General features: G+C 64.9%; 23 protein-coding genes and 2 pseudogenes. 21 read left to right on the forward strand and 4 right to left on the reverse strand.

The annotated features are described in order from the left end of the window. The first annotated feature begins 2 nt into the window (after positions 1 to 2). The 13 genes from kce (at position 3) to SI859A1_RS15015 (ending at position 14132) form a co-directional block, all read left to right on the forward strand. Entirely contained in the window at positions 3 to 938 is a 936-nt protein-coding gene (kce, locus tag SI859A1_RS14955; RefSeq protein WP_009210556.1) for a 3,5-dioxohexanoate:acetyl-CoA acetone transferase, read from the forward strand. A 23-nt stretch (positions 939 to 961) separates the two neighbouring features. Continuing rightward, a complete protein-coding gene (locus SI859A1_RS14960) occupies positions 962 to 1870 on the forward strand; it encodes an SDR family NAD(P)-dependent oxidoreductase (protein ID WP_040326620.1) in 909 nt (302 codons plus the stop codon). A 542-nt stretch (positions 1871 to 2412) separates the two neighbouring features. After that, complete coding sequence (locus tag SI859A1_RS14965) at positions 2413 to 3513, forward strand: MurR/RpiR family transcriptional regulator (RefSeq protein ID WP_244401020.1); 1101 nt, start codon at positions 2413 to 2415, stop codon at positions 3511 to 3513. Between the two features lie 140 nt (positions 3514 to 3653). Beyond that, complete coding sequence (locus SI859A1_RS14970) at positions 3654 to 4811, forward strand: mandelate racemase/muconate lactonizing enzyme family protein (RefSeq protein WP_009210559.1); 1158 nt, start codon at positions 3654 to 3656, stop codon at positions 4809 to 4811. Positions 4812 to 4830: 19 nt separating this feature from the next. Then, on the forward strand, positions 4831 to 5610 hold the full coding sequence (locus tag SI859A1_RS14975; protein ID WP_244401022.1) for a creatininase family protein: 780 nt from the start codon (positions 4831 to 4833) through the stop codon (positions 5608 to 5610). Between the two features lie 3 nt (positions 5611 to 5613). Beyond that, entirely contained in the window at positions 5614 to 7152 is a 1539-nt protein-coding gene (locus SI859A1_RS14980; RefSeq protein WP_009210561.1) for an ABC transporter substrate-binding protein, read from the forward strand. Between the two features lie 60 nt (positions 7153 to 7212). Then, a complete protein-coding gene (locus tag SI859A1_RS14985; RefSeq protein WP_009210562.1) occupies positions 7213 to 8154 on the forward strand; it encodes an ABC transporter permease in 942 nt (313 codons plus the stop codon). Continuing rightward, positions 8154 to 9020: an ABC transporter permease gene (locus tag SI859A1_RS14990; RefSeq protein ID WP_009210563.1), complete on the forward strand. Its 867-nt coding sequence runs from the start codon at positions 8154 to 8156 to the stop codon at positions 9018 to 9020. The genes SI859A1_RS14985 and SI859A1_RS14990 overlap by 1 nt, the downstream gene beginning before the upstream one ends. Before the next feature lies 1 nt (position 9021). Further along, a complete protein-coding gene (locus tag SI859A1_RS14995; RefSeq protein WP_009210564.1) occupies positions 9022 to 10071 on the forward strand; it encodes an ABC transporter ATP-binding protein in 1050 nt (349 codons plus the stop codon). Continuing rightward, positions 10068 to 11081 carry an ABC transporter ATP-binding protein gene (locus tag SI859A1_RS15000; protein ID WP_009210565.1) on the forward strand — a complete coding sequence of 338 codons (1014 nt, stop codon included), beginning with the start codon at positions 10068 to 10070 and terminating at the stop codon, positions 11079 to 11081. The genes SI859A1_RS14995 and SI859A1_RS15000 overlap by 4 nt, the downstream gene beginning before the upstream one ends. Next, the gene (locus SI859A1_RS15005) at positions 11078 to 11542 is read left to right on the forward strand and encodes a RidA family protein (protein ID WP_009210566.1); all 465 of its coding nucleotides are present in this window, start codon (positions 11078 to 11080) and stop codon (positions 11540 to 11542) included. The genes SI859A1_RS15000 and SI859A1_RS15005 overlap by 4 nt, the downstream gene beginning before the upstream one ends. 207 nt (positions 11543 to 11749) lie before the next feature. After that, complete coding sequence (locus SI859A1_RS15010) at positions 11750 to 12265, forward strand: FecR domain-containing protein (RefSeq protein WP_009210567.1); 516 nt, start codon at positions 11750 to 11752, stop codon at positions 12263 to 12265. Between the two features lie 46 nt (positions 12266 to 12311). Then, the gene (locus tag SI859A1_RS15015) at positions 12312 to 14132 is read left to right on the forward strand and encodes a CHASE2 domain-containing protein (protein ID WP_161600140.1); all 1821 of its coding nucleotides are present in this window, start codon (positions 12312 to 12314) and stop codon (positions 14130 to 14132) included. A 141-nt stretch (positions 14133 to 14273) separates the two neighbouring features. On the opposite strand, the gene SI859A1_RS15020 is transcribed toward SI859A1_RS15015, so the two are convergent. Together SI859A1_RS15020 and SI859A1_RS15025 are read right to left on the reverse strand one after the other, a co-directional pair. Further along, positions 14274 to 15896: an ABC-F family ATP-binding cassette domain-containing protein gene (locus SI859A1_RS15020; RefSeq protein WP_009210569.1), complete on the reverse strand. Its 1623-nt coding sequence runs from the start codon at positions 15894 to 15896 to the stop codon at positions 14274 to 14276. A 257-nt stretch (positions 15897 to 16153) separates the two neighbouring features. Continuing rightward, positions 16154 to 17059 carry an AraC family transcriptional regulator gene (locus SI859A1_RS15025; RefSeq protein WP_009210570.1) on the reverse strand — a complete coding sequence of 302 codons (906 nt, stop codon included), beginning with the start codon at positions 17057 to 17059 and terminating at the stop codon, positions 16154 to 16156. A 98-nt stretch (positions 17060 to 17157) separates the two neighbouring features. Here SI859A1_RS15025 and SI859A1_RS15030 point away from each other — a divergent pair, with 98 nt between their 5' ends. Beyond that, positions 17158 to 17913: an SDR family oxidoreductase gene (locus SI859A1_RS15030; RefSeq protein ID WP_009210571.1), complete on the forward strand. Its 756-nt coding sequence runs from the start codon at positions 17158 to 17160 to the stop codon at positions 17911 to 17913. 170 nt (positions 17914 to 18083) lie between these two features. On the opposite strand, the pseudogene SI859A1_RS22170 reads toward SI859A1_RS15030, so the two are convergent. Continuing rightward, positions 18084 to 18376, reverse strand: a pseudogene (locus tag SI859A1_RS22170) (IS21 family transposase); the annotation flags it as partial. A gap of 187 nt (positions 18377 to 18563) precedes the next feature. On the opposite strand from SI859A1_RS22170, the gene SI859A1_RS15040 reads away from it, so the two are divergent. From SI859A1_RS15040 to SI859A1_RS15055, 4 genes are all read left to right on the forward strand, one after another. Continuing rightward, the gene (locus SI859A1_RS15040) at positions 18564 to 19031 is read left to right on the forward strand and encodes an Rrf2 family transcriptional regulator (protein WP_009210572.1); all 468 of its coding nucleotides are present in this window, start codon (positions 18564 to 18566) and stop codon (positions 19029 to 19031) included. Then, entirely contained in the window at positions 19021 to 19917 is an 897-nt protein-coding gene (locus tag SI859A1_RS15045) for an NAD(P)/FAD-dependent oxidoreductase (protein ID WP_009210573.1), read from the forward strand. Before SI859A1_RS15040 ends, SI859A1_RS15045 begins: the two co-directional genes overlap by 11 nt. A gap of 8 nt (positions 19918 to 19925) precedes the next feature. Continuing rightward, positions 19926 to 20684 carry a methyltransferase domain-containing protein gene (locus tag SI859A1_RS15050; RefSeq protein WP_009210574.1) on the forward strand — a complete coding sequence of 253 codons (759 nt, stop codon included), beginning with the start codon at positions 19926 to 19928 and terminating at the stop codon, positions 20682 to 20684. Between the two features lie 191 nt (positions 20685 to 20875). After that, on the forward strand, positions 20876 to 21493 hold the full coding sequence (locus tag SI859A1_RS15055; RefSeq protein WP_202797871.1) for a class I SAM-dependent methyltransferase: 618 nt from the start codon (positions 20876 to 20878) through the stop codon (positions 21491 to 21493). 142 nt (positions 21494 to 21635) lie between these two features. On the opposite strand, the gene SI859A1_RS15060 is transcribed toward SI859A1_RS15055, so the two are convergent. Then, on the reverse strand, positions 21636 to 22526 hold the full coding sequence (locus tag SI859A1_RS15060; RefSeq protein ID WP_009210576.1) for a LysR family transcriptional regulator: 891 nt from the start codon (positions 22524 to 22526) through the stop codon (positions 21636 to 21638). A gap of 103 nt (positions 22527 to 22629) precedes the next feature. Here SI859A1_RS15060 and SI859A1_RS15065 point away from each other — a divergent pair, with 103 nt between their 5' ends. The 3 genes and pseudogenes from SI859A1_RS15065 to SI859A1_RS21045 all read left to right on the forward strand — a co-directional run bounded on the left by SI859A1_RS15065 (position 22630) and on the right by SI859A1_RS21045 (position 24740). Continuing rightward, positions 22630 to 23370 carry an SDR family oxidoreductase gene (locus SI859A1_RS15065; protein ID WP_040326624.1) on the forward strand — a complete coding sequence of 247 codons (741 nt, stop codon included), beginning with the start codon at positions 22630 to 22632 and terminating at the stop codon, positions 23368 to 23370. A 119-nt stretch (positions 23371 to 23489) separates the two neighbouring features. Continuing rightward, the gene (locus SI859A1_RS15070; RefSeq protein ID WP_040325879.1) at positions 23490 to 23702 is read left to right on the forward strand and encodes a tautomerase family protein; all 213 of its coding nucleotides are present in this window, start codon (positions 23490 to 23492) and stop codon (positions 23700 to 23702) included. Between the two features lie 80 nt (positions 23703 to 23782). After that, positions 23783 to 24740 (forward strand): annotated as a pseudogene (locus tag SI859A1_RS21045) (IS630 family transposase). Positions 24741 to 24784: the final 44 nt, after the last annotated feature.

Below are 24784 nucleotides of genomic sequence, written 5' to 3' on the forward strand. Positions count from 1 at the left end.
TCATGGCAAAGCCGTCTCGCAAGGTCATCATCACCTGCGCCGTCACCGGCGGCATTCACACGCCGAGCATGTCCCCGCATCTGCCGGTGACCGCAGACCAGATCGCCGAGCAAGCGATCGGCGCGGCCGAAGCCGGCGCCGCGATCCTGCATCTGCACGCCCGCCATCCTGAAGACGGGCGCCCCACGCAGGACCCGGAGGCCTTCGCCCGCTTTCTGCCGCGCATCAAGCAGAGCACCGACGCTGTGCTGAACCTCACCACCGGCGGCAGCCCCGTCATGCAGGTCGAGGAACGTCTGCAGCCGGCGCTGACGTTCCGCCCCGAGGTCGCATCGCTGAACATGGGGTCGATGAATTTCGGCCTGTTCCCGATGCTCGGCCGCTACGAGAACTTTCAGCACGCCTGGGAGCCCGAATATCTGGAGAAGACCCGCGACGTGGTTTTCCGCAATACCTTCAAGGACATCGAGTACATTCTCGAATCCTGCGCGGACAACGGGACCCGCTTCGAGTTCGAGTGCTACGACACCAGTCATCTTTACAATCTGGCACATTTCCTCGACCGCGGACTGGTGAGCGGGCCGCTCTTTGTGCAGTCGGTGTTCGGCATTCTCGGCGGCATCGGCACCCATGCCGAGGACGTCGCGCATATGCGCCGCACCGCCGACCGGTTGTTCGGCGATGAATATGTGTGGTCGGTGCTCGGCGCCGGGCGCCACCAGATGCCGATCACCACGCTGGCTGCGGCCATGGGCGGCAATGTCCGCGTCGGGCTCGAGGATTCGCTCTGGGACGGCCCGGGACGGCCCGCAGAATCGAACGCTGCGCAGGTGCTTCGTGTCAGGCAGGTGCTGGAAGGACTGGGCCTTGAGGTCGCAACGCCGGCTCAGGCCCGCGCCATGCTGGCGCTGAAGGGCGGCGACCAGGTGAACTTCTGAGCCCCACGAGACGGGAAATGAGCATGACGAACGAATTTGACGGACGCGTGGCCATCGTCACCGGGGCCGGGACCGGGCTCGGCCGCTGCCATGCGCTGGCGCTGGCCCGCGCCGGCGCATGCGTCGTCGTCAACGACATCGCCGGCAGGGACGGAACGGCGGGTGCCGCGGCGCATGCGGTGGTGGCGGAGATCGAAGCCATGGGCGGCGAAGCCGTGGCCGAGCCCGCCGATGTTTCCTCCTTCGCCGAGGTCGAGGCGATGGTGGCGCGCGTCGTCGCGCGATGGGGACGGGTCGACATCCTCGTCGCCAATGCCGGCATCCTGCGCGATCGCTCCTTCGCCAAAATGGAAATGGCGGATCTCGAGAAGGTCGTGGCGGTGCATCTCGTCGGTTCGGCCCATTGCTGCCGTGCGGTCTGGGCACTGATGCGCCAGCAGGGCTACGGGCGCATCGTCTTGACCACGTCGAGTTCCGGCCTCTACGGCAACTACGGCCAGGCCAACTACGCCGCCGCCAAGGCCGGGATGATCGGGCTGATGACGACGCTGCAGCAGGAGGGGGCGAAATACGGCATCCACGTCAACTGCCTCTCGCCGATCGCTGCGACGGGCATGACCGAGGGCCTGCTGTCCCCCGACGATGCCGCGCAATTGACGCCGGAAGCGGTCTCGCCGGCCGTGCTCTTCATGGCTTCGGAGGCGGCACCGAAAAAGACCATCATCGGCGCGGGGGCCGGTGTCTATTCGGTCGTCCACGTCGTCGAATCGGAGGGCGTATACCTGCCGCCAGAGGCCCGCGATCCGGCCGACTTCCAGAAGGCCTTCGCGACGATGTCCGACCTCTCGACCGCCCGTCCGGTCGACACCGGTTTCGATCAGGCGAAGCGCTTCACCGCCACGGCGAACCGCACCCGCTCGGTGCCTGCCTGAAGCCAAGCCCAGCCGGCTGGTCGCTGATCTCCGCGGCAGTGCCGCCTTGATGGCGGACTGCCGGAGCCGCCACGTCAAGGACGACCAGCGATCAGTCCCTGATCCGCGGGCCCGCCAGTACTCATCCCAGGCGCCCGTCGCGATCTTCGGCCGGTAGACGCACGAAGACGGCATCGCCGCCACCGAAGAGCAACGCGGCGGAACAGGGGCATGATCCAGAGTGCCGTGCTGCGGTATCGCAAGCATATCGGTCGCCCAAGGTCCGGGGAGGCGCTGCCCTCCCTCGCAGCGAGACGTCCTCTTTCGCCGTGGCAGGGCGGCGGCAGTGTGCCCCGCACCGGCACCACCCGGAGTGCCTGTGAGACCATATCTTCTCACACCCGCGAGGGGCGTGGCAGCCGCCGGAAGGTTCTCGCACCGTCGGCTTGCGGCGCCGCGATACAAGGCTTTGCCAGCGGCGTTTCGGAACCGTTGCAGAAACACCTGCACCGCTGAAGGGGCGCGTCGCTGCCGCGCAGCGAGGCGGGCGAGACACCAGCCATATGCGCGTTGCCGCCGGCCGCCAAGCGCAAGATCCCTATCGTTGCGCATCGTGGGACAGACCCATTGCTCGCGCTGCAAATTTTCCCACGGCCGACGCTGTCCGTCAGGGCGATTGGAATCTCTGTGCTTCCAATATAGGTCTGGACGACTTTCGGATCGACGCGAGCGGGGAAGCACCTTTGATGAAACAGAGGCGAGAAACCGGCGAATCGAAAGCTCTTCCCCCATCGAGCCTGATCGATCGCATGCGCCAGGAACTTCCGGCCATGAAGCGTGCCGACAGGGCCGTTGCGGATGCGCTGCTGGAGAACATCGACGCTGCCACCCGCAGCAGCGTGAAGGCGGTGGCCGGCCGGGCCGGTGTCAGCGAACCGAGCGTCATCCGCTTCGCCCGCCACATGGGCTGCGAGGGGTTCAGCGATTTCAAGATCCGGCTCGCTCAGGATTACGCCATCGGCCGCATGTATCTTTCGGCGGACTACCAGCACCCGGCAAAGACGGGCAGCGACGTTGCCGGGCACGTCTATGAGGCGACCAGCCAGGCTCTCGCCAGCGCCTTCGCGCAGCGTGATCCCGCTGCTCTCGATCGAGCTGCCGATCTGATCGACGGATCACGACGGGTCTTCTGCTTCGGGGTCGGCGGCAGTTCAGCCAATGTGGCAGCGGAGGCCGAGAACCGGCTGTTCCGGCTGGATCTGGCAGCCAGCGCGACCGCCGATGCCTACAAGCAGCGCATTACAGCGGCGACCGCCGGGAAAGACGATGTCTTCCTGATGTTCTCTGTGACCGGTCGTCCGCGCTCGTTGATCGAAAGCGCGCGATCGGCCAAGCAATGCGGCGCCTCGATCATCGCGGTGACCACGGCCGGAACGCCATTGGCAATCGAGGCAGACGTCCTCATTCCGCTCATCGCCTTCGACGAGGAGAAGTTCTTCTACATGCCGAACCGTGGGAGATACGGCCAGCTGTTCATCCTGGACTGCCTCGCGACGCTCCTCGGCGGCCGCCGGATGAAGCACATCTCCTCCAAACTGTGGAATGCGCGCACGATGCTCGCCGACCTGAACGGCGAAAGCGAAAACCAGCCAGTCGGCGACTAAAATGTAGTGATTCGCAATTCTCCGGGGAATCAAGGCCGGAATTCCTCCCGTGAAGGGCGAAATGCGGGCGATAGCGAGGCCTTGTTGACAGCATATGTAGTTTTGGTACAAATTCCGTCTGAACGCAGACGGAGACCCTCGTGGACGGCATCGCATCGCGCCAAGCGCACATCATCGGGTTCGAATTTGATGAGGTCGTTGTTCCGGCCCATCCCGGCGTCATCAATTCCGAAACTCTCGCCAAGCCGCTGCACATGCTTCCTGTCGGCGGCAAGGAAAGCTGGAGCGTGCAGTTCGACGAACTGCCCAAGCTGATCCTTCGCCTGCATCTTTCCGACGGTACGATGGGTCTCGGCGAGTTCTACCGCGACCATGAATGGACGCGCGTCGAACAGATCGCCGACAATCTCATGGGGCGCTCGCTCGACCAACTGATCTTGCAGAAGCTGCCGATCCCGCTGTGCCGCGAATATGACGGGTTCGAATGCGCGATCTGGGACGCCTACGCCAAGCAGCTCGGGGTTCCCCTGCATCGCCTTCTCGGCGGCGCATTGCGCGACAAGATCGCAGTCAGCGCCTGGTCCAGTCATCGCACGCAGGACGAGATCGGCCCATGGGTCCGCCAGTATCAGGACCAGGGCTTCGAGGTCATCAAGTTCAAATGTGACCTCGAGGACGACGTGCCGGGCTGGTGCGCGAGGATTGCCGAGCACGCTCCGGGCATGAAGATCATCTTCGATCCGAACCAGCGCTGGGAGAACCCGGGCAACGCGCGGCCGATCATCCGCGAGATCGAGAAGATCGGCAACGTGCTCGTTCTCGAGGATCCGATCCCGCGCTGGATGATGCTGGACTACAAGGAACTGCGGCGCTTTTCGTCGATCCCGATCGCGCTGCATGTCTCCCTCCCCTACATCTATCAGGGGCAGCGTCCTTATGATGCCATCAACGCCATTGCCCACGGCGCCGTCGACGGGTTCAACTTCAACGGCGGACTGGCAGGGTTTCAGCAGCTCGACCATATTGCCCGCACGGCGGGGCTTTACTGCTGGCACGGCTCCGAGGTCGATCTCGGCATCCTCGAGGCCATGTACGTCCACCAGTGCTCGGCCGCTGCGAGCTGCGTCTGGCCCGGCGATATCTTCGGCCGGATGATCCGGTCGCACGATCTGCTCGAGACGCCGCTGAAGGTCGAGCCCCCCTTCATCCACGTGCCGACCGATGGTCCGGGTCTCGGCGTAAAGCTGAGTGAAGCCGCCCTCGAACGTTTCGGCATCTCCAAGCGCAGGATCGATTGATCCGATGCGCTGGGAACGTTTGACCACACGCGAAATCCAGGACCTGCCGCGGACCATTCCGGTCATTGTCAATGTCGCGGCGATCGAGCAGCACGGCCCGCATCTGCCGCTCGACACCGATGCGGTCATCGGCGCGGCGTTTCTCGATTCCTTGGAAGCGCGAGCCGGCGACGAAGTCCTGATCCTGCCCCAGGTCAAGGTCTGCTGCTCCGAGCACCATATGGATTTTCCCGGTACGCTCAGCATCGGGCACCGCAGTTTCCTCGATTATGTCGGCGCCATTCTCCAATCCGTCGTCCGGCACGGCTTCCGCAATCTCGTGATCTTCAACAGCCATGGCGGCAACCAGGCCATCGGCCAGGTCCTGCTCGAGGAATTCGGCGCCTCGCATCGCGATTGCCGGATCGTGATGCTGACGTGGTGGCGGCTGGCGGGTCCCGAAATCTCGCAGATCCGCGAAAGCGGCTTTGCCGGCGCCAATCACGCCTGCGAACTCGAGACATCGCTGATGCTGCATGTCGATCCGGCGTCGGTTCGCCAACCCGACCATCTTCCGCCCATGAGCTACGTTCCGACCCACGGCTGGGCCAATGCGGACATGATCCTGCCGGCCCGCGGCGCGCTGTTCCGCTCCATGGCCGAGATGTCCGACGGGCTGGGCGCCGTCGGCGACGCATCCCTGGCGACGGCGGCCAAGGGCCAGGCGATCATCGAAGCGGTCACCGAACAACTCCTTGCAGTCGTCCGTGACCTGTCGGTCGCGTCTTCCACAGCAGATCTGAAAACCGAAGGAGACTGAGATATGTTGAAGACATTGGCACGAAGCTGCCTTGCGGCGACCATGGCGTTTGGGGGGCTCGCCGCGTCTAGCGCGGCGGTGATGGCGCAGGACAAGCCCGGCGGCATCATCACGGTCGCCACGATCGGCGAGCCGAACACGCTCGACCCGATGGCCGCGACGGGCGACCTTCTGGGCATGGTCACCCAGCATTTCCTCGAGACGCTCTACACCTTCGACAAGGAATGGAACGTCACCCCGCTGCTGGCGGCCGACATGCCGGAAATTTCCGATGACGGAAAGATCGTGACGATTGCGCTGCGCGAGGGGATCAAGTTCCACAACGGCAAGACGATGACGGCGGACGATGTCGTCGCCTCGCTGGAGCGCTGGCTCAAGATCGCATCGCGCGGACAGCTCGTCGCCGACAAGGTGGAGAAGGTCGAGGCGGTGGACGCCAACACCGTCAAGATCTCGCTGAGCGCCCCCTTCGGCCCGCTGCCGGCGCTGCTCGCCTTCAACAATTCCGCCGCCGTGATCCTGCCGAAGGAAATCCTGGCCGAACCGCTGATCGAATTCATCGGCACCGGACCTTTCATGCTGAAGGAACGGCGCCCCGATCAGTACATCCAGTTGGTGAGCTTTCCCGACTACAAGCCGCTGGACGGCGACGCGGACGGCTTCGGTGGCCGCAGGGAGGCGCTTCTCGACGAGGTGCGGTTCGTGCCCGTCCCCGACGCCAACACCCGCGTGGAAGGGGCCGTCGCCGGCCAGTACGATTTCGCCGAACTGCTCCCCGTCGAATCCTACGACCGGCTGACCGGCCAGACCGAGCCGATGCTGACGGAATCCTTCGGGTGGCCGATGTTCATCATGAACACCAAACAGGGTGTCATGACGGATCAGGACATGCGCAAGGCTGTCCAGTCCTTGCAGAACTCCGACGATTTGATGCTCGCAGCCTTCGGCGAGGAGCGCTTCTTCAAGGTCGACGGAGCGATGTATCCAGAGGGCTATGTCTGGCGCAACGAGGCGGGCGTCGAAGCCTATAACCAGGGCGATGTGGAACAGGCCAAGAGCCTGGCCGAGAAAGCCGGATACGACGGCGAACCGATCCGCATTCTCACGAGCCGACAGTACGAGTTCCACTACAAGATGGCCCAGGTCCTGGACGCCTATCTGAAGTCCGCCGGCCTCAAGTCCCAGCTGGACGTCGTCGATTGGGCGACCCTCGTGCAGCGGCGCGCGGATCCGGCGCTGTGGGACATCTTCATCACCCACAGCCCCTTCCTGCCGGATCCGGCGCTGATCGCGCCGCTGCCGGCAAGCTATCCCGGCTGGTGGTCGACGCCGGAAAAGGAAAAGCTCCTGACGGCACTCAACACCGAAACCGACCTTGAGAAGCGCCAGGCGATCTGGTCCGACATCCAGGGCCTGATCTACGAGCAGGCCCCGTTCTACAAGGTCGGCGATTTCGCGGCACTCGCGGCCAAGTCGCCGAAGGTCGAGGGCTTCGAGGCATCGCCCTGGCCCTATTTCTGGAACGTGTCGATCAAGCAGTAACCCGATTCCGGCGGGCGCACAGCGTCCGCCGGGCCCGCCCCGATGTCACCGGAAAGCGCGATGGCCAGCTACGTCCTCAAACGATTCACCGGCATGATCGTCGTCCTCTTCGTCGTGGCGACCATTGTCTTCGTGATCGTGCGCATCGCACCGGGCGACCCGGCAGCCGTCATGCTCGGTCCCGATGCGACGCCTGCCGACATCGCGGCGCTACGCGACCGGCTTGGTCTCAACCAACCCCTCCTCGTCCAGTTTGGCGTCTATCTCGGCCAGATCCTCACCGGCAATCTCGGCGATTCCATCTTCCTGAACATGCCGGTGTTGACGGCCCTGGGCCAACGCGCCGAGCCGACCTTCTTTCTCACCCTGTTCTCGATCCTCATCGCCACCGTCATTGCCCTGCCCATCGGCATCCTGTCGGCCTATCATCGCGGCAGCCTGTTCGATCAGGCGTCAACGACGCTCGCCATGTTCGCTGCGAGCGTTCCGAGCTTCTGGCTGGCGCTCATCCTGATCCAGGTGTTTGCCGTGCGTCTGGGCTGGTTCCCCGTCGCCGGCTACGGCGGTCCCGATACGACGCTGTTCGAGCGGTTGCATCATCTGGTCCTGCCGGCCGTGACACTCGGCGTCGTCAGTTCGGCGCTGATCCTGCGCTTCACCCGTGCCTCCATGCTGGATGTCCTCGATGACGACTACATCCGCACCGCCCGATCGAAGGGCATGGCGGAAACGCCGGTCATCCTCAAGCACGCCTTCAAGAATGCCCTGATCCCGATCCTCACGGTCATCGGCATCACGGCCGCCCTTCTGATTTCCGGGGCGATCGTGACGGAAACGGTATTCGGCCTTCCCGGCGTCGGCAATCTCGTCGTGTCGGCGGTCATGCGCCGGGACTATCCGGTGATCCAGGGAGCGCTTCTCGTTGTCGCCGCACTCTATGTCCTGATCAATTTTGCCATCGACATGCTCTATCTCGTCATCGATCCCAGGGTGCGGTTCTGATGGCCGTTTCCGTCGCCGCACGAAGCACCCGGATCGCCGGCATTGCGAAGATCCTGCGCGAGCGCAAGCCGCTCGCCCTTGGTGCAGCGCTCCTCCTGATCATCGTGGTCCTGTGCGTATTCGCTCCGCTGTTCGCGCCTTACGATCCCAACAAGCTGTCGATCGCCAATCGCCTGATCGCACCGGGAGCGGACCATTTTTTCGGCACCGACGAATTTGGCCGCGACGTGTTCACCCGCGCGATCTATGCCGGCCGGACGTCGCTGATGATCGGAGCGGCTGCCACGATCTTCGCCTCGGTGATCGGCATCGCCCTCGGGCTCGTGGCGGGCTTCTTCCGCCGCACCGATGTCGTCATCGCCCGGGTCATCGACGCGATGATGGCCTTCCCGGACATCCTTCTCGCCATCGCGCTTGTCGCAGCCCTCGGCCCCTCGGCGGCCACCGTCATCGTCGCTCTGGGTATCGTCTACACGCCGCGCCTGGCCCGCATCGTGCGCGCCTCCACCTTCGTCATCCGCGAACTGCCCTATGTGGAGGCCGCCCGAGCCCTTGGCGTACCGACCTGGCGCATTCTCTATCGCCACGTCCTGCGCAACCTCTTGTCCGTCATCATGGTCCAGGCGACCTTCATCTTTGCCTACGCGATGCTGGCGGAGGCGAGCCTGACCTTCCTCGGTGTCGGCGTCAGCCCGGACATTCCCACCTGGGGGACGATGATCTCGGCAGGGCGCCAGTATGTCGGTCAAGCCGACTGGATGACCGTCTTCCCGGGCCTTGCCATCATCCTGTCCGTGATGTCGCTCCAGCTCGTCGGCGACGGCTTGCGCGACCTTCTCGACCCCCGCCTGCGCAAGGATCTCTGACATGACGCAGATGAACGCGGAGCCGATGAACCCGGTGCCGGCGTCTTCGGACGCCGTCACGCTGAAGGTGACCGGCTTGCGGACCCATTTCCGGATCGGTTCGACCATTGCAAAGGCCGTGGACGACGTCGATCTGACAGTCCGCCAGGGCAAGACCCTCGCCGTCGTCGGCGAATCCGGCTCCGGCAAATCGGTGACCAGCCTGTCGATCATGCGGCTGCTTGCCCCTTCGGCGAGGATCGTCGACGGGACGATGACCTTCAAGCGACGCGATGGCAGCGTCGTTGATCTGGCCCGGGCCAACAATCGCGTGATGCGCAAGATCCGAGGCGGGGAGATCGCGATGATCTTCCAGGAGCCGATGACGAGCCTCAATCCGCTTTATACTGTCGGCGATCAGATCATCGAGATGATCCGCCTGCACGAGACGATCTCGCGTGCCGACGCCCGCAGCCGGGCCCGCCGCATGCTCGAACTGGTCGAGATCGCCTCGCCGGAGCAGCGCCTCGACGATTATCCGCACTCCATGTCCGGCGGCATGCGCCAACGGGTGATGATTGCCCTGGCTCTCGCCTGCGACCCTTTCCTCCTGATCGCCGACGAGCCGACGACGGCGCTCGACGTGACAATTCAGGCGCAGATCCTCGAGCTTCTGCGACGGCTCCAGCACGAAATGGGCATGAGCATCCTGTTCGTGACCCACAATCTCGGCGTCGTGGCCGAGATCGCCGATGATGTCGCCGTCATGTATGCCGGCAAGGTGGTCGAGCAGGCACCGGTCAGGTCGCTCTTCAAGATGCCGCGTCATCCTTATACGAAAGGGCTGATCGCCTGCATCCCGGACCCCGCACGCGACCGGGACGAAACGGGACGGCGGCGCCTGCTCAGTCCGATCCCCGGCTCCGTTCCCAGCGTCACCAACCTTCCCCGCGGTTGCGCCTATGCCGATCGCTGCCCTCTGACAGTCGATAGATGCCGCGTGGAGAGCCCGCCGCTGATCGCGGTGGAGACGCTGCATTCCACCCGCTGCTGGAGGCACGAAGACGTATGAGTGCAACCGATCAGACGAACGAGACGCTCCTGTCGGTGCGCAATCTCGTCAAGACGTTTCATATCGGGAAGGGGCTCGTCCAGGCCATCGCCGGCGTGTCCTTCGATGTCAGACGTGGCAGGACCACCGGGATCGTCGGCGAATCCGGCTCGGGCAAGACGACGATCGGGCGCTGCATCATGCGCCTGGTCGAGCCGTCGGGCGGCGAAGCGCTGTTCGAGGGAGAGGATCTCTTCCAGGCCTCGAACAAGCGTCTTCGCGATCTGCGCAAACGCCTGCAGTTCATCTTCCAGGACCCCTATTCCAGCCTGAACCCGAAGATGAAGGTCGCCGACATCATCGGCGAGGCGATCGACACGCACCGGATCGCCAAGGGCGGCGCCAGGCGCCAGATGATCGGCGATCTTCTCGAACGCGTTGGGCTCGATCGGGACCATGATCGCCGCTTCCCGCACGAATTCTCCGGCGGCCAGCGCCAGCGGATCGGCATTGCCAGGGCCCTGGCAGTGCAGCCCGACCTGATCGTCGCCGACGAGCCGATCTCGGCGCTCGACGTGTCCGTTCAGGCGCAGATCCTCAATCTCTTCCAGTCGCTTCAGACCGAGCTGGGACTGACGGTCGTGTTCATCTCTCACGATTTGACCGTCGTCGAATATCTCTGTGACGACGTCGTCGTCCTCTATCTCGGGCGCGTCATGGAGAGCGGCCGGGCCGAAGACATCTACGGCAACCCGCGTCACCCCTACACGCGGGCGCTGCTGTCGAGCTCGCCGCTTCCCGATCCCGAACGCCGTCGCGAGCGCATCGTCCTGAAGGGCGACATTCCCAGCCCGCTCGCGCCTCCGTCGGGCTGTGTCTTCCGCACACGCTGCCCCGCCGCGATCGACGCCTGCGCAAAGACGGTTCCGCCGATCGAGGAAGTCGGCGAACACCACACCGTCGCCTGCATCAGGCACCGAGACTTGCCGGCCTGGCTGCCTGCACAGAACCAAACGAAGGAAATCGCATGACGCCCGAAGAAAAGCTCGCCGAACTCGGCCTTACCCTTCCGCCTGTGGCCGCGCCGATCGCCAATTTCGTCACCCACGTCGAAGATGGATCGCTCCTCTATCTGTCCGGTCAGGGGCCTCGCGATCACAACGGCCAGTTGGCGACCGGAAAGGTCGGCGCTGGCGTTTCCGTCGAGGAGGCCTACGCGCACGCGCAACTGACGGGCCTCAATCTCCTCGCTGTGATGAAGCATGCCCTCGGCGATCTCGGCCGCGTCGAGCGCGTGGTCAAGCTTCTGGGCATGGTCAATGCCGATCCGCTTTTCTGCGACCACCCGAAGGTCATCAACGGGTGCTCAGACCTGATGGTCAACGTCTTCGGCGACAAGGGCCGCCACGCACGATCCGCGGTCGGCTTCGGATCGCTTCCGGGCCAGATCACCGTAGAGATCGAGGCCATTGTCAGGTTCAGGAAGGACTAGTACCGGTCGGCGGCTGTGTGCGGCTCGGGAACGCGGCGGCCCGGTTTTCTACGCTTTCATTGACCGGGGTCCATTCGAAGCCGGGGAATTCCAATCTGGAAAAAAGCAGCGCTTCCGCCTTGAAGTTAGCCGGATATGGGCAGAAGCAGGAAGACGTAACCTAGCGTAACCGGTCTGACCGGGCAGGCAGCCATCAGGAGACGTCGAATGCAAGTCTCTCGTTCCCGGACGTTCGCGGCGGTGGCAGCCCTTTTCCTCATGACGTCTCCGGCAGCCGTCGCACAGCAGGATCGGGCCTGCACATCCGTTACCCTGGATGATCCGCCGCGCACCATGATCCGGTGCCCCGGCGGATTGCTCATCGAGGCCGAGGCCACCGCGAGGCTGCAGATCCTTGCGCCGTCGTCGGGCGGACCGCCCCACGCGGTCCGTCTCGATACGAAGGCGGTTCTGATCGACTTGAAGACCGCGCGGCCTTTTCAGATCATGACGCCCCACGCGATCGCCTCGGTGCGGGGCACCGTCTATGCGGTCGATGTCGGCCCTGGCACGACCGCTGTTTTCGTGGCCGAAGGACAGGTGCAGGTTGGTCGGCGCAGGGGGCCGGGCGCCGTTCTCCTGGGACCGGGCGAAGGCGTTGACGTGAGTCCCGGCGCCCCCTTGGCAGTTCGCCGCTGGCCACAGGAGCGGGTTTCCCGCCTGCTTTCCCGCTTCGGGCGATAAACCGTTGCAGCGGCGGGTGCGAACTCCGCTAACGACTATCGCCCTGGTGGCCCTCGCAGCCATCGCCTGGGCCGGATGGCTCGGCACGCTGCACGTTGCGGGACAGCGCAGCGTCGTCGATCTCGTCGAAGCGCCGCTGACCGATCTCCGGCTTGTCCTCACCGGCCCTCGGAAGGCGCCGGACGATGTCGTGATCGTCGCGATCGATGACGCGACGGTCGCGGCCGAAGGTGGCTATCCCCTCGAGCGCGAACGCCTCGCCATGCTGATCCAGGCAGTCGCCGCCGCAGGCGCGAGAACCTTGGCTCTCGACATCCTGCTGGTCGATCCGGCGGATCCGGACGCGGATGACGCGCTGGCCGCGGCACTGGCCACCATTCCCAGCGTAATCGCATCTGCCGGCCAATTCCGTCAGGGTGGCCCGCAGGCGCTGCTGGCTCCCATGCCCGACAGCGATCTGTGGCCCTTGCCGAAATTCGAGCGCGCCGCGGCAGTGGGCCTTGCCAACGTCGCTGCGGACGCAGGCGGGACGCCACGCCACCTGCCGCTGCTGTTCCAGACACCGCGCGGCCTTGTTCAGGGGTTCGCCCTGCGGGCCGCCGCGCTCCACCGACGCGCGGAGACCATTCTGTCGGCCGATAGCGTCACCATCGGTGACGAGCCGGTTCCCCTCGACACGCGCTGGCACTTGCCGCTGCGGTTCTTCGGACCGGCGCGGTCGATACGGACAATCAGCGCGCAAGACCTTCTTGCGGGCCAGGGCCCACCCTTGACCGGCCGTCTCGTGGTGATCGGGGTCACCGCGACCGGTGTGGGCGACAGCTTTGCGACCCCTTTCGACCCGGTTACGCCCGGTGTCGAGATCCAGGCGACCGGCATCGCGCAATTGCTGAGCGGCCAAGGTCTCGCCCGCAACGCGGCAATCCGCCAGGCTGACGCGTCACTGGCCTTGATGCTGGCCCTGAGCGGCGTTCTTCTCGTCCTTTTGCTGCCGCTGACGCAAGGCCTGCCTCTGGTCTGCCTGGCCCTCCTGGCGGTTCTGGCAGGTGCGGTCATCCTTTTCGCGAGCGGCATCTGGATGAGCGCCGCGTTACCGTTCGTCGCCACGGTTCCTCCCATCGCGGTAGCGAGCTTCGTCCGCCAGTTGCACGAGCGCAGGCAGGCGCGGACTGTACTTGCGGCAGAGACCGCCCTTCGTCGCTTCCAGCCCGCCCTGCTTGCCGACCGTATCGCAACGGATCCGGGCTATCTGAAGCAGCCGGTGGAACAAGCGGCTGCGGTCCTCTTTCTCGACCTTTCCGGCTTCACCCGACGGAGCGAAGACCTCGGCCTTGCCCGCACACAAACGTTCCTGAAGCAGTTCCACACTCTCGTCGTCGACACGGTCGCCAGGCATGAAGGAATGGTGATGAACTTCATGGGAGACGGCGCAATGGTCGTCTTCGGCATTGTCGAAGACGCCGCCGACCCGGCCGGCCGCGCCTTCGCGGCGGGCGTCGCGCTCGCCGACAGCACCCGTGACTGGCTGGCAGAGCAGCCGCAGGCAGAGCCCGGCGACCTCGGCTTGCGGCTCGGCCTGCATTACGGTGCGGTCGTGCTGGCGCGTCTCGGCCATGACGCCCACCAGCAGATCAGCGTCAGCGGCGATACCGTCAATCTGGCGAGCCGGCTGATGGAAGTCGCCAAGGCCGAGCGTGCGGTCTTCGCCGTCTCCGCTGCGGCGATCGATGCGATGGAAGGCAGCAGCGAAGACTCCACCCCTCCCGACACCGTTCGCAGGCAGAGAATTCGCGGCCACAGCCAGACGATCGACGTGGCGCTTTGGACGCACCCGAAGCGCCAGGATAAGCGCTCCGGCACAAGCTGATCTGTCCTGCAGCGCGATGAAAGGCGCGGACGAGATCAACGACGCTACCGCAGAGCTACACCACGGATGGGGACACGACCGCCGACCAACTTGCCCGCTGCAGAGCTTCTCCTGCCTGAATTGCTCGGAGCGATACGGGGCTCAGCTCCGCAGCCCCGGCGCCTCCTGGCCGGTGCGCTCGACATATTCGGCATAGCCGCCCCCATAGAGATGCGGCCCCTCCGGCGTCAGCTCCAGCACGCGGTTGGAGAGCGCCGCCAGGAAATGGCGGTCGTGGCTGACGAAGAGCATCGCGCCTTCGTAGCGCGACAGCGCCTCGACCAGCATCTGCTTGGTGGCGATGTCGAGATGGTTGGTGGGCTCGTCCAGGACGAGGAAGTTCGGCGGGTCGAACAGCATCCTGGCCATGACCAGCCGGGCCTTCTCGCCGCCTGACAGCACGCGACACTTCTTCTCGATCTCGTCGCCGTAAAAGCCGAAGCAGCCCGCCAGCGAACGCAAAGGCGCCTGGCCTGCCTGCGGAAAGCTGTCTTCCAGCGTCTGCAGAACGGTACGATCGCCTTCCAGCAGTTCCATGGCGTGCTGGGCGAAATAGCCCGTCTTGACGCTCGGACCCCGGGTCACGTGGCCGGTATCCGGCTCCGAGGCACCGGCGACCAGCTTGAGCAGCGTCGATTTGCCAGCGCCGTTGACGCCCATCACGCACCAGCGCTCGCGCCGGCGCACCTGGAAGTCGAGGCCGTGATAGATGGTGCGATCACCGTAGCTCTTGTGGACGCCCCTGACGGTTGCGACGTCCTCGCCCGAGCGCGGCGCCGGCTGGAACTCGAAGCGCACCGTCTGCTGGCGCTTGGGCGGCTCGACGCGCTCGATCTTGTCGAGCTTCTTGACCCGGCTCTGCACCTGCGCGGCGTGGCTGGCGCGCGCCTTGAAGCGCTCGATGAAGGCCACTTCCTTCGCCAGCATCGCCTGCTGCCGCTCGAACTGCGCCTGCTGCTGCACCTCGGCAATGGCGCGCTGCTGGCAATAGAACTCGTAGTCGCCCGAATAGGAATTCAGCGCGCCGCCGTCGATCTCGATGATCTTGTTGACGATGCGGTTCATGAATTCGCGATCGTGCGAGGTCATCAGGACGGCGCCGTCGAAGCCCTTCAGGAAGGTTTCGAGCCAGATCAGGCTTTCGATATCGAGATGGTTCGATGGTTCGTCGAGGAGCATGATGTCGGGGCGCATGAGCAGGATCTTTGCCAGAGCCACGCGCATCTTCCACCCGCCGGACAGCTCGCCGACATCGCCATCCATCATCGCCTGGCTGAAGCCAAGGCCGTCCAGCACCTCGCGGGCGCGCCCGTCCAGCGCATAGCCGTCGAGTTCGTCGTAACGCTCCTGCGCTTCGCCGTAGCGGGTGATGATCTCGTCCATCTCGTCGGCGCGGTCCGGATCGGCCATGGCCGCCTCCAACTCGGCCATCTCGGCGGCCAGGGCGCTGACCGGCCCCACCCCGTCAATCACCTCGACCACCGCGCTGCGGCCCGCCATGTCGCCGACATCCTGGCTGAAATAGCCGATGGTCACGCCACGATCGACCGAGACCTGACCTTCGTCCGGCAGTTCCTCGCCGGTCATCATGCGAAACAACGTCGTCTTGCCCGCACCGTTCGGGCCGACAAGGCCGACCTTTTCGCCGCGCTGTAGTGCGGCCGACGCCTCGATGAAGACGATCTGCTTGCCGTTCTGCTTGCCGAGGCTTTCAAGGCGGATCATGCGGGAAATTCCAGGTCGGAGCGAGGGAGGAGCCGCCTCAAACCATCCCACCCGCCGCCGTGCAAGGGGCCGCGACGCCACCGGCCGGTTTTGCTGACGCTCGTACGGCTTTGGACCTTCGACGCAGCCTCAGCCGTGGAAGCTGGAGGACCATTCAAGAGACAATGAAGGGCTATGGCCGGGAGCGGACGGGCAGCAAACTACCGTCGTTGACGCCGTGCCGTTAGCGCCTCGAGATCGGCCATCGGACTGGCGGCCTAGCCAGCCTCCAAGGTGCCCTGGCGAGCAAACTGCATCGGCGAGACACCGACAAACCGGGTGAACGCGACGCTGAAGGAACTGGCGGATCCATAGCCCACCGTCTCGGCAACCGTCTTTACACCCCCCTCGCCGCGCCTCAGCATGTTCCGCGCGAGCGCCATTCGCCAGGACAGCAGATACTCCATCGGCGGCACACCGACTTCCCTTCGAAACCTGTCGAAGAAGACCGAGCGTGACATGGACGCCTCCCTGGCCAATCGCTCCACGGTCCACCCATGACGCGGATCGGCGTGGATGCAGCGTATGGCGCTTCCCAGCCGGGCATCGGCCAGTCCGCGGAGCAATCCCGGCGGCGCAGCATTGCTCGACGCCGCCCGCAACGCCTCGATGAGCAGCACCTCAAGCAGGCGTGTCAGGACCATCTCCCGGGCGGGCCGGTCGTCCTGTGCCTCGTTCCTGACGAGTTGCACGAGGGTCGCAATCCGCTTCAGCCCGCGCACATGGATGAGCTCCGGAAGGAGGGACAGGAGCAGCCCGGCATCCGGCGAGCCGAAGGCAAGGCGGCCGGCCAGCATGCGCATGTCCGTCGGGCCCGACGGATCGCCGTGCCTCATCTCGTCGTCCAGCATCGTATGGACCGACTGCCCCTTGGGCGGACCTCCATCGACGCTGCACATCGTGAAGTCGCGGGCCGCGGGGACAAGAACGAAGTCATTCTCCTGCAGCTCGAGCCACGGCCGCCCTTCCAGCGACATGAGCACGGCTCCCTCCAGGATCACGCAGAACAGAGGATCGTTCGTCACCGCCACGTCGATCCGCCACGACCCCGCGCCGCTCGCCTGTTTGGAGAAAGGCAGGCTCGGCTGGAGCAAAGCCACCACCTCGGCGAAGGGATCGGTCAATTCAGGACGCTCGCGAATGCTAACAGGACTATCTGTGATAGATGGTCCGCAGTGCGACGTCCATATGTCTCCCGTGCACAAGCACTGAAGGAGACACCATGAACACCGTCCTCATCACAGGCTGCTCGTCCGGTTTCGGGCTCGACATCGCCAGGCATTTCCTCGCCCAAGGCTGGAAGGTCGTGGCCACCATGCGCACCCCGCACGAGAGCGTCCTGCCCGCCTCGGAACAACTCCGTATCCTCGCCCTCGACGTGCGGAGCGACGAGAGCGTCCGGCAGGCGGTCGAGGCTTCAGGTCCGATCGACGTCCTGGTCAACAATGCGGGGATTGGCTGGCTGAATGCGCTGGAAGGCACGCCAATGGACATTGCCCGGGACATCTTCGAGACCAACACGATCGGGACCATGCGGACCATGCAGGCTGTCCTGCCGCAGTTCCGCGAGCGTCGGTCTGGCACGATCGTCAACGTGACTTCGACCGTCACGGTAAAGCCGCTGCCATTGCTGTCCGTTTACACGGCCAGCAAGGCGGCAGTGAACGCCTTCACCGAATCCGTCGCGCTGGAGTTGGAACCCTTCGGCGTCACGGTCCGCATTGTGCTGCCGGGTCTCGCGCCCGAGACGAGCTTCGGACAGAATGCTTTCGGACGCATCGAGGAGGCTGGCGGGTTCCCCGAGCCCTATGCGGACTACACGAACGCGGCCGTTGCGCAAATGCGGCAGCACTCCGGCCCCGTCACCAGGTCGACGGATGTGGCAGAAGCCGTATGGCGCGCCGCCACTGATCCGACCTGCCCGATGAAGCTTCCGGCAGGTGCCGACGCTGTGGCCGCGGCCGACTGGGACGCCTGAATCCGCTTCGGCAGGGTCTGCCGCCATGTCGATGTCTGGTCCCCAACAGGGACCAGACATCTTTATCGAGCCGAGCCACGAGAGCGGGCGAGGATGTTTGCCACGGTACGGGCGGGAGGCCTTGCGCAGCCGCCCTGGGCGACTAGAACATAGCTCGGCAGCACCGCCAGGCCGCGACAGCCATGTTCGTCGCGCAGATGCTCGAAGATCCGCTCGGCCGTGTGCCGCTGCTTGACCGGCGCCGTGCCGTCCGCCGCCAGAATCGCATCGATCACCGGCAGCAGCGCTTCCAGCTTCGGCCCGGCAAGCGGCTTCACCCGCCTTAGCCTGGAGGTAGCGAGAACCGACACATCTTCGGGACCGTCTCGCGGCTCAGCCCAAACCCCGGGGCCGCATATCGCTGGCTGTTGCGCTCGACAAGCACGCAATGGCGAACGGCGGCGTAATCTTCCCCGGCGAACATTCCCGGCCGCTTCCGAAAAGGAAATCAGCCTGACCACCGGCCAGATTCTACTCCGGCCGCCGCAGCATCAGCGTCGCGGCTCCTTGGCCCCCCTCTCTCCCCGCTCGGCACAAACCTTGCAGAAGGAGAGGTCCATGGCGTGGGCCATCTCTTGACGCGGAGGCCATCATGTAACATATGAAGTTCCATGAAACGAGATAGCCGACTTTCGGGCGTCCTGCACGTCCTCCTCCACATGGCCGAGACCGACGGCCCGGTCACTTCCGAGCAACTTGCAAAGGCGATGCAGACCAATCCGGTCGTCATCCGCCGGATCATGGCCGGACTGCGGAACCAGGGTCTCGTGCGTTCCACGAAGGGGCATGGCGGCGGCTGGACCATTGCGAAGGAGCTCAGCACCGTGACGCTCCGCGATATCTACGAGGCGCTCGGGTCGCCCGAATTCTTCGCCATGGGGAACCGGACCGAGGCGCCGGGATGCCTCGTCGAGGAAGCGGTCAACGCGGCGATGGACGACACCTTCGCGCGCGCCGAAGCGCTGCTTCTGGAACGGCTGGGCGAGGTGACGCTCGCCGCTCTCAGCGCTGATTTCCACACCCGCGTGACCAGGCGCGCCACCCATTGCGAGTTCGAGGACGCCCCTCATGCAGCTTGACGCGATCGTTGTCGGGGGAAGCTTCGCCGGCCTGTCCGCAGCCACCTACATCGCCCGCGGCCGCCGCACTGTTGCGGTGATCGACGCGGGTTCACCTCGCAACCGTTTCGCCGCCCGCTCCCATGGCTTCATCGCGCAGGACGGTACAGATCCCCGGTCCATCCTGTCGGCCGCGCGGGCGCAGCTTGCGGCCTATCGCGGCGTCTCGCTGGTGGAGGCGACCGCGCACGATGCACGCCCGACCGACGGTGGTTTTGCTGTCGTACTCGAAGACGGCGAGATCCTGGAAGCCGCGAGGCTTGTGCTCGCCTTCGGCGTCTCCGACCTGTTGCCGGACGTTCCGGGGCTGCGCGAGCGCTGGGGGCACACGGTGCTCCATTGTCCTTATTGCCACGGATACGAGTTTGCCGGGCAGCGCCTTGGCGTCCTCCAGACGGCTGCCCATTCGACGCATCAGGCGATGCTGATCGCCGAATGGGGACCGACGACCCTGTTCCTGGACGGCAGCGAGATGCCGGATGCGGAGACGCGGGACGAGTTGACGCGACGCGGCATCCGGATCGAGCCGGCGCCCGTGCTCTCGCTGGAGGGCGATGCCCGCACCCTCTCGCATCTGGTCCTCGGCGATGGTCGGGAGGTGGCGATGGATGCGCTGTTCATCGCGGCGCCGACACGGCTGAACAGTGACCTGGCGGACCGGCTGGGTTGCGCAATCGATGGCGGACCGTTCGGGTCGTTGATCCGGACGAACGCCGACAAGCTGACGAGCGTACCCGGCATCTATGCCGCCGGTGACATCGCCCGGGCGCAGCACAGCGTCACCTGGGCGGCCAGCGACGGTGTCACCGCGGGCGTGGCACTGCACCGCTCGCTCGTCTTCGGATAGGCGGCGGCATGGCGATCGGCGGCGACTTCACGCGTCGGCTCCTGCTGGACGCAGGGATCGAAAGGGGCATGCGGGTGCTCGACGTGGGGTGCGGGACCGGGGACGTTTCCCTCATCGCCTGTGAACTGGTCGGGACCACCGGACACGTCCTCGGCATCGACCGCGATGCGCGGATGGTCGATGCGGCCCGCGACCGCACCCGGGGCGCCGGGCTGGTCAACCTCCATGTCGAAGTGCGGGGCATGGATGAGTTGCCTGCTGGCTCCGGCCCCTTCGACGCGATCGTCGGAAGGCGCGTGCTGATGTACCAGCCGGATGTCGTTCGCGCGGTCCGCGGACTCGCCGCCCTCCTGCGGCCCGGCGGCATTGTCGCCTTCCACGAGCATGCCGCAGGTGACCCCATGGCGAGCGGCGACCTGCCGCTTCACCGCACGGTTCAGTCCTGGCTGCGGGAAACCGTCCGGCGGGAAGGCGGCAACGTCCTGATGGGGCTCGACCTCCACGAAGTGCTGACCCGAGCGGGTCTGTTGGTGAAGGGCGTTCGCGCCGAAGCGATCGTCCAAACGCCGACACAGCCTTACCCGCTTGCAGCGATCGCCTGCTCGATCCTTCCAAGGATCCTCGAGCGAAAGGTCGCCACGGCCGACGAGATCGACATCGAGACCCTTGCGCGACGCCTCGACGCCGAACGCCTGGGCTCGCCGGCAACCTATGTCGGCGACACGATGTTCGGCGCATGGGCTCAAAAGGCGCACCAATCGGAATGAGATCCCGCATCCGCGACAAACCGGGACAAGCGTCCCGCATTTGGTAACACCCTCCTTTCGGAACCTCATCCCACTCGCACGCACCACGGCGACAATCGCAAAGCGAGCGTCATCATGAGATCTGGAGTTGCCGCTTGTCATCGTTCTCTGATCCCGAAGCGGTTGCGCGATATGCCGAAGGTCCGGTGCGGATGGTACCGGGCTTCCAGCACCTGCAACGCATGGCGGCGCTCCTTCTCGCGGAGCGAGTCGACGCCAACGGCCATGTGCTGGTTCTGGGAGCCGGTGGCGGGCTTGAGCTGAAGGCATTCGCCGAGTTCCAGCCCGGTTGGCGGTTGGATGGCGTCGATCCCTCGGCGGAGATGCTGGGGCTGGCGAGACGGACCCTCGGCCCCCTCGCCTCGCAAGTCCGGCTGCATGAAGGCACCATCGACGTGGCGCCCGAGGGCCCTTTCGACGGTGCCACATGTCTGCTGACCCTGCACTTCCTGCCACGGGAGGAGCGCTTGCGGACCCTGATCGCCATCCGCAGGCGGCTCAGGCCCGGCGCTCCCTTCGTCGTTGCCTATCACAGCTTTCCGCAGGATCTGGAAGGCAAAGCGCTCTGGCTTGAGCGTTTTGCAGCCTTCGCCATCGCCTCCGGTATGCCGTCGGCGCAGATGCGGGGCGCAATCACGGCGATCGGCAATCGTCTGCCCGCCTTGTCGCCTGAGGAAGATGAAACTCTACTCCGGGATGCCGGCTTCGAGGATGTCGCTCTCTTCTACGCCGGGTTCACGTTCAGAGGCTGGGTCACCTACGGCCCGTGACCCAGGGCTGCCCCGGGTTTTCAGGTTCTCGGGCGGATCCACTCCATCAAGGGCATTACGGGCACGAAGCGCGACATCGCCCTGTCGACCTGCCTCGAACGGAAGCAACCGGATTGTGAGTGATCGAACCACTTGACCGAGATCACAGGGCCTTCTTGAACCTCGACGATGCCCAGTCGAGAAACACGCGAAGCCGCGGCGCCAGTTGACGGTTTTGCGGGTAGAGGGCGGACAATGGCGTTGGCGACGGGGGGAAATCCGTCAGCACCTCCACCAATCGGCCTGACGCCAGGTCGTCGGCAAAGCGGTACCGCGGCGCCTGGACAAGGCCAAGGCCAAGGCGGGCGAGATCGGCCATTGCATCGGAATTGCTGACAATGACGCGGCTGGGCAGGCGCACAGGGCGGACAATGCCATCCATCGTGAACTCCAGCGGGAGGATGCCTCCGGTTCTCGATGAGACGAACCCGACTGTCTGGTGCCCATGCAGATCGTCGGGTGTGGCGGGCATGCCGTGGCGCTGGAGGTAGGTGGGGCTCGCTACGGTAATCTCTTCGATGGTGCCGAGGCTTCGCAGGATCAGCCGGCTGTCTTCGGGGTGTCCGGCGCGGATGACGCAGTCCACGCCCTCTCGTACGAGATCGACCAGTCGGTCGCCCTGACCGAGATGGAGATCTATCAGCGGATAGCGGTTCAGGAACTCCGGCAAGCCGGGAAGCAGGAACGTCCGCGTCAGACGACTGTGGGCATCGACGCGCAACGTCCCACGCGGTTCCGCCCCGCGAAAGGCGCCCTCCGCCTCGTCGAGATCTGCGAGGATGGTGATGCAGCGACGATAGTAACTCTCCCCGTCAAGCGTCGGCGCAACGTGGCGCGTCGTCCTGTCGAGAAGCCGCGTGCCGAGATACGTCTCGAGGCTCTTCGTGGCTTCCGTCGCCGTCGACCGCGGCAGGCCGAGATCGCTGGCTGCCGACGTGAAGCTGCCACGCTCCACGATTCGAACGAAGAGGCGGATGCGGTCGAGATGATCCATCCCGTATTGTTCGCTCGATCCGAATGCACTTGGCAAGTTGCGGCTCATGATCGCCGAGCCTCGACCCGTTAGATCTTTGGTCGATGTCGAGGAGAACAAAGTGATGAGCGAACTTGATCAACGTGTGGCCATCGTCACCGGAGCATCCCGGGGCATGGGGGCAGCCGCCGCAGGGCGACTGGCAAAGGGCGGCATTGCTGTCGTCGTCAACTATGCCCGCGCTCGCGTGGAGGCTGAGACCCTGGTCGGCCAGATCGAGGCAGCAGGCGGCCGCGCACTCGCCGTGCAGGCGGACATTGGCGAGCCGAGTGGAGTGCGCACCCTCTTTGATGCGGCCGAACAGATGTTCGGTGGTGTCGACATCCTCGTCAACAATGCCGGCATGATGAAGCTTGGGCGCCTGATTGAGGTCGAGGATGTCGACTTCGACGTTCAAGTGGCGCTGAACCTCGGCGGTGTCTTCAGGGGTATGCGAGAAGGCGCACGCCGTCTTCGGGATGGCGGGCGCATCGTCAGCATCTCCACCAGCGTCGTCGGACTCTACCAGCCCGGCTACGGCGTCTACGCCGCGACCAAGGCCGCGGTCGAAGCGATGACCCATGTTCTTGCAAAAGAGCTTGGTGGACGCGGCATCACCGTCAACGCCGTCGCACCCGGGCCCGTCGAGACGACGTTCTTCCTCGCAGGCAAGAGCGAGGAGCAGGTACGGGCGATCGCGGGGGCAAATCCTTTTGGACGCCTCGGCCAGCCGGACGACATCGCCGATGTGGTTGCCTTCCTCGCCAGCCCGCAAGGCCGCTGGATCAGCGGCCAGATCATCCGCGCCAACGGCGGCGTCGTCTGACCGTTGCATTCGTCTGGCCGAGCCCCATCCGCGATTCCGGAGTGAAAGGGCGAACAGCCCGTTCCCAAGCCCCTGAACCCACGCGCTTCATCCGAAGCCAAACCCGAAAGGAAACTTCCATGCCCTTCGCCAACATCAAGGTTCCCCAAGCAGCGTTGTCTTCCGCCCAGAAGGCGGAGATCGTGCACCGCGTGACCGACCTCTTCGTCGACTACTTCAGCGAAGCAGTGCGCCCCCACACGATGGTCCTCATCGAAGAAGTCCCGGATGGCGGCTACGGCCGGGCAGATGAGGTGTTCATCATTCCAGAAGCCTACCGAGCCGGCCACTAGAGCGTCGGACTGAATCTCAGAATCCCCGGCCCGCTTCCCTTTAAGCCTTCACCGTGATTCCCTCGTGTTGGAGGTGGATCATGAGCAAAAGCTATTCGATTGATCTGCGTGAACGGGTCGCCGGCTTCATCGACAAGGGTCAGTCTCGTCGGGCGGCGGCTCGCCATTTTGGCGTTAGCGAGAGCTTTGCGATCAAGCTGGACCAGCGGCGGGTCCGGTCAGGATCGATCGCACCGCACAAGCAGGGCCGCCCTCGCGGTAGCGGAAAGCTGGAGGTGTTTGAGGCCTTCCTGATCGGCGCCGTCGAAGCCAAGCCCGACATCACCATGCCGGAACTGGCCGCGCTGCTGATGGAGGTGCACAGCGTGACCGCCGCCCCGGCGGTGCTGTCGCGCTTTCTGTGCCGGCGCGGCTTCACATATAAAAAAATGCCTGATGGCGTCGGAATGCGCACGCGCCGGCGTGCGTGAGGAGCGCCGGGTCTGGAAGACCAAGCGCCAGCCCCGGATGCGATTGGCGCCGCAGCGTCTGGTGTTCATCGACGAGACGTCGGTGACGACCAAGATGGCCCGGCTGCGCGGCCGTAGCCGGCGCGGCCGGAGACTGCGCGCCGACGCACCCTTCGGCCACTGGGGCACCCAGACCTTCATTGCCGGCCTGCGCTGCCACGAACTAACCGCACCCTGGGTCATCGACCGGCCGCTCAACCGATCCGCCTTCGACACCTACATCGAGACCCAGCTCGCGCCGACGCTGCGCAAAGGCGACATCGTCATTCTCGACAATCTTGCTGTCCACAAAAGTCAGCGGGCGGCCGAGTGCCTTCGACGAAGAGGCGCCTGGTTCCTATTCCTGCCACCCTATTCGCCGGATCTGAACCCGATCGAGATGGCGTTCTCAAAGCTGAAGGCACATCTGCGCAAGGCTGCCGCCAGAACATTCGACGATCTCTGGAAGGCCATCGGCGATATCTGCGGCCTCTTTGAACCAGAAGAGTGCTGGAACTACCTCAAGGCCGCGGGATATGCGTCTGATTAAGCGTCCGACGCTCTAGCCCGAATTGTATGACCATCCCAGATGGG

Origin of the sequence: Aurantimonas manganoxydans SI85-9A1, assembly GCF_000153465.1 — a bacterium.
In the GTDB taxonomy this organism is placed as follows: Bacteria; Pseudomonadota; Alphaproteobacteria; order Rhizobiales; family Rhizobiaceae; genus Aurantimonas; species Aurantimonas manganoxydans.